1 tRNA gene and 3 rRNA genes are annotated in these 5,177 nt (G+C 57.2%); all 4 read right to left on the bottom strand.

The features are described from left to right. Positions 1–26: 26 nt before the first annotated feature. The 4 genes from rrf to ACNSN7_RS15490 all read right to left on the bottom strand — a co-directional run bounded on the left by rrf (position 27) and on the right by ACNSN7_RS15490 (position 5,166). Positions 27–148 (bottom strand): 5S ribosomal RNA (gene rrf / locus ACNSN7_RS15505). Between the two features lie 114 nt (positions 149–262). Continuing rightward, positions 263–3,181 (bottom strand): 23S ribosomal RNA (locus ACNSN7_RS15500). 270 nt (positions 3,182–3,451) lie between these two features. After that, positions 3,452–3,523, bottom strand: a tRNA-Ala gene (locus ACNSN7_RS15495). Positions 3,524–3,695: 172 nt separating this feature from the next. After that, positions 3,696–5,166 (bottom strand): 16S ribosomal RNA (locus ACNSN7_RS15490). The 16S, 23S and 5S rRNA genes sit together here with 1 tRNA gene alongside, the layout of an rRNA operon. Positions 5,167–5,177: the final 11 nt, after the last annotated feature.

The raw sequence follows: 5,177 nt of genomic DNA, 5'->3' as shown, positions 1-5,177 counted from the left end.
TGTTCGTGGGCCGATACCGTATGAATGAGAGGCGGCGAAACGAGGCTCCCAGAGGGTCTCCCACTCCAGTACTGCTCGTAACGCAGGTGAGCTTAACTTCCGTGTTCGGAACGGGTACGGGTGTTGCCCCACCGCTATGGCCGCCTTAATGCCGACTCCCGGAATCGAACCGAGAACCATGTCCAACGTCGGTGGTCCGTTCGACCGTGTGTACGTGCGATCCAGTTACCGCCTGAACTCATGCGAGTGTGGTGTCAGTGCCGTATGACTGTGGCTTCGGTCTGTTAGTGCTCGTGGACTCAACACCTCGTTGCCTTGGTGCGTACATCCCGAGTCTATCTAACTCGTCTTCTACGAGTGACCTCGATGGTACCTCTTTTCCATGTGGGTTTCGAGCTTAGATGCGTTCAGCTCTTACCCCGTGTCGCGTGGCTACTCGGCATCTGCCCTTTCGGACAACCGATACACCAGTGGCGACCAAACGTAGTTCCTCTCGTACTATACGTTCGTTCACGTCAGGTACCTTGACACCCCCAATAGATAGCAGCCGACCTGTCTCACGACGGTCTAAACCCAGCTCACGACCTCCTTTAATAGGCGAACAACCTCACCCTTGCCCGCTTCTGCACGGGCAGGATGGAGGGAACCGACATCGAGGTAGCAAGCCACCCGGTCGATATGTGCTCTTGCGGGTGACGACTCTGTTATCCCTAAGGTAGCTTTTCTGTCATCTACGGGCCCCATCTCGGAGCCTCGTAGGTTCGCTAGACCACGCTTTCGCGTCAGCGTCACTCGTTGGGAATGACACTGTCAGACCATCTTGTGCTCTTGCGCTCTTCGCCGGATTCCCGACCCGGCTGAGATGATCTTCGGGCGCGCTCGATATCTTTTCGAGCGCGTACCGCCCCAGTCAAACTGCCCGGCTACCGGTGTACTCCTCCCGGAGTGAGAGTCGCAGTCACCGACGGGTAGTATTTCAATGATGTCTCGGTGGCCCGCTGGCGCGGGTACCTGTGTAGTGACTCCTACCTATGCTGCACATCGGCGACCACGTCTCAGCGACAGCCTGCAGTAAAGCTCTATAGGGTCTTCGCTTCCCCTTGGGGGTCTCCAGACTCCGCACTGGAACGTACAGTTCACCGGGTCCAACGTTGGGACAGTGGCGCTCTCGTTTATCCATTCATGCAAGCCGCTACTGAAGCGGCAAGGTACTACGCTACCTTAAGAGGGTCATAGTTACCCCCGCCGTTGACGGGTCCTTCGTCCTCTTGTACGAGGTGTTCAGATACCCGCACTGGGCAGGATTCAGTGACCGTACGAGTCCTTACGGATTTGCGGTCACCTGTGTTGTTATTAGACAGTCGGAGCGCCCGAGTCACTGCGACCTGCTCCGTCGAGAGCAGGCATCCCTTCTTCCGAAGGTACGGGACTAACTTGCCGAATTCCCTAACGTCGGTTCTCCCGACAGGCCGTGCCTTACGCTGGCAGAGCACCTGTGTCGGATCTCGGTACGGACATCATGCTCGTCTTTTCACGGGCCCTATGTACGGCTGACTTGCGCTATCTCAGGCTTCAATCGCTTCTTGCCATGACGGCGTCCACGATGTTCCCTGATTCGACCGGGCGAATGCCCGGCTCAACGTTCCACACGGCGTCGACTTTTACTGCATGATGGCACTGGAATATTAACCAGTTTCCCGTTGTCCCCGTCAACTTATGGGGGGACTTAGGACCGGCTGACCCTCGGCTGATTGGCAGTGCCGAGGAACCCTTGCTCTTCAGGCCGTCGAGGTTCTCACCCGACTATCGCTGCTACTGTGACCAGGATTGTCGTTACCGAACGGTCCACGCGAGCTCTCGCCCGAGCTTCCATCCGAACGGTACGCCGACCTACGCGGTTACCCCTGTCAAGGGTACGGCCAGGTCTCGGTGGTAGATTTGAGCCCCGATCATTTTGGGCGCCTCAAACCTCGGCCGGTAAGCTGTTACGCTTTTCTTAGAGGGTAGCTGCTTCTAAGCTCACCTCCCGGCTGTTTAGGGCTTGAGACCACCTTCCAATCGCACTTAATCTACACTTTGGGACCTTAACCCGGCTCTGGGTTGTTCCCCTCACGGTACACAGGCTTACCCCGCGCACCGGACTCCCTTCGTCTACGACGCCTGCAGGTTTGGAGTTTGACAGGATGGCCGACTCCTCTCGGAGGCGGGTCATCCAATCGGTAGCTCTACCCTGCGGGCTATCTCAAAAGAGGTCATGCTTCGACATGTTTCGGTCGGAACCAGCTGTTGCCAGGCTCGATGGGCCTTTCACCCCTATACACAGATCACGAGAGGATATTGTAGAATACCAACTCTAGCGGGCCTCCACGTGGCTTTCGCCACGCTTCACCCTGCCTGTGCATAGATCGCCTGGTTTCGGGTCGCACCCAATTGACTCCCCGCGCTTGAACACGGTGGCCCTCGCAATGCTGCGGCCGTATCGGTTTCCCTGCGCCTTCCCCGGTTCACGGGTTAGACTCGCCAATTAAGTGCACTCCCTGGGTCGTTTTTCAAAACGCACGACACGACGCCGGCTCGCTTGTCCTCCTACTTGCGGATCGCTCCGGGTTCGTTTTGACAAGCGCCTTCTACGCCCTGTCGCTCGATCGCCAACTGATTTCAGGCCCTATTGCACCGCCCTTCTCGGGGTGCTTTTCAGCGTTCGCTCACGCTACTTGTTCGCTATCGGTCTCAAGGAGTGTTTAGCCTTCTCAGGGGATGCCTGAGTCGTTCACAGAGGATATCCGACCCCTGCTACTCTGGTATTGACGCCTTCTGTACGCACTCATCTTACGGGGTTGTCACCCTGTGTCACGCTCCGTTCCAGGAGACTTCAGATGAGCTCTCGAGAATTGGTTGTCAACCCGAACACCACATTGGTCCGAAGACCTTCGGTTTGGGCTGTGTCGCGTTTACTCGCGGTTACTGACGACATCGCTGTTGCGTTCTCTTCCTTCCCCTACTGAGATGTTTCAATTCGGGGAGTTCCCTATTGCGCGTGGCAATTGTGATACGGATTCCGATTCGGAAACCTCGAGTTCTTTCCCTCCATGCGGGTCCCTCGAGCTTATCGCAGCTTGGCACGTCCTTCATCGGCTCTTGAGCCGAGCCATTCACCAGCTGGCACAGTAGCCAGTAGTGTGTGTCAGTGAGTCACTGCTGACTCGCTGACGGTGTCATGTGACTCATAATGAGTCACCGACTGTATATGGTTCACTGACGTTCCACGAACTCGTATGAGTTCAGTGGACGTCTGGATCGCACGTATACACGGTCGTCATCGAATCACCTCAGGCACGAGGTGTTCGTCGAACCCTTCCCATCCGCGGTTTCCCGGGATGGTGCATCGGTCGTCTGTCCCAACCGAATCGTCTCCCACACTTAAGGGGAGTGATTCCGGGTTGGGCAGCCATGGACTCACTGGGATTCGAACCCAGGGCATCCTCCTTGCAAGGGAGGCACTCTACCGCTGAGCTATGAGCCCACCTTTCCCGTGGGGGAAAGGAGTTGGTGTGTGTGTCGAGTGGTGTGAGCCGTGGTAGTTCTTTGGTGTTCGGGTCGGTGGGTGCGTGGACGGATGGTCCATGCGAATGAGTAGTGACCGTCTTGAGAGACGGTCGAAAGGTGGGCTCTCCAGAGTGGAGAGTCCCGGTCAGTGGAGGTGATCCAGCCGCAGATTCCCCTACGGCTACCTTGTTACGACTTAAGCCCCCTTGCGAAGCCCAGATTCGACTCGTGTAACGAGCCTCATCCGGACCTCACTCGGGTGCTTTGACGGGCGGTGTGTGCAAGGAGCAGGGACGTATTCACCGCGCGCTTATGACACGCGATTACTACCGAATCCAGCTTCATGTGGGCGAGTTGCAGCCCACAATCCGAACTACGATCGAGTTTCTGAGATTACCGTCTCCTTTCGGAGTAGGAACCCTTTGTCTCGACCATTGTAGCCCGCGTGTTGCCCAGCACATTCGGGGCATACTGACCTACCGTTGCCCGTTCCTTCCTCCGTGTTGGCCACGGCAGTCTCCCTACTGTCCCCAACCACTTCGCAGTGTTGCTGGCAAGTAAGGATGCGGGTCTCGCTCGTTGCCTGACTTAACAGGACGCCTCACGGTACGAGCTGACGGCGGCCATGCACCTCCTCTCTGTGACTCGTGGCGAGGTCATCAACCTGACCGTCATTACCACAGTCGATGCTGGTGAGATGTCCGGCGTTGAGTCCAATTAAACCGCAGGCTCCTCCGGTTGTAGTGCTCCCCCGCCAATTCCTTTAAGTTTCATCCTTGCGGACGTACTTCCCAGGCGGCCTGTTTAGCGGCTTCCCTACGGCACAGCACCCACTCGTAGTGGGAGCCACACCTAACAGGCATCGTTTACGGCTAGGACTACCCGGGTATCTAATCCGGTTCGAGACCCTAGCTTTCGTCCCTCACTGTCGGATCCGTTCTCGCGACGTGCTTTCGCCATCGGCGGTCCGTCCAGGATTACGGGATTTCACTCCTACCCCGGACGTACCCGTCGCGCCTTCCGGTCCCAAGCCACGCAGTTTCCACCGGGCGTCTCCCCGTTGAGCGGGGAGATTTCCCGATGGACTTGCGCGGCCAGCTACGGACGCTTTAGGCCCAATAAAATCGGCCATCACTTGGGCTGCCGGTATTACCGCGGCGGCTGGCACCGGTCTTGCCCAGCCCTTATTCGTACACCTCCCTACGGTGTACAAAAGCGTAGGCTCTATGCCTACGCACTTGGGATCCCCTTATCGCACTGGCGTGCAGTGTAAAGGTTTCGCGCCTGCTGCGCCCCGTAGGGCCCGGAATCTTGTCTCAGATTCCGTCTCCGGGTTCTCACTCTCATGACCCGTACCGATTATCGGCACGGTGGGCCGTTACCCCACCGTCTACCTAATCGGCCGCAGCCACATCCTTCGGCGCCGGAGCGTTTGACAGATTCGACATTCCAGTGTGAATCTGCTAGGCACTATTAGCCTCAGTTTCCCGAGGTTATCGTGCTCCGAAGGGTAGTTTGGCCACGTGTTACTGAGCTATTTGCTACGAGTCTGAACTCGTACAACTAGCATGGCTAAGTCGGATCCCAATAGCAATGGCCTCCGGCAGGATCAACCGGAATGAATACCTCCG

The organism is Halorubrum rarum (assembly GCF_048380895.1).
In the GTDB taxonomy this organism is placed as follows: Archaea; Halobacteriota; Halobacteria; order Halobacteriales; family Haloferacaceae; genus Halorubrum.
Note: the sequence above shows the minus strand (reverse complement) of the source record. Positions and strands in the feature narration are given on the sequence as shown.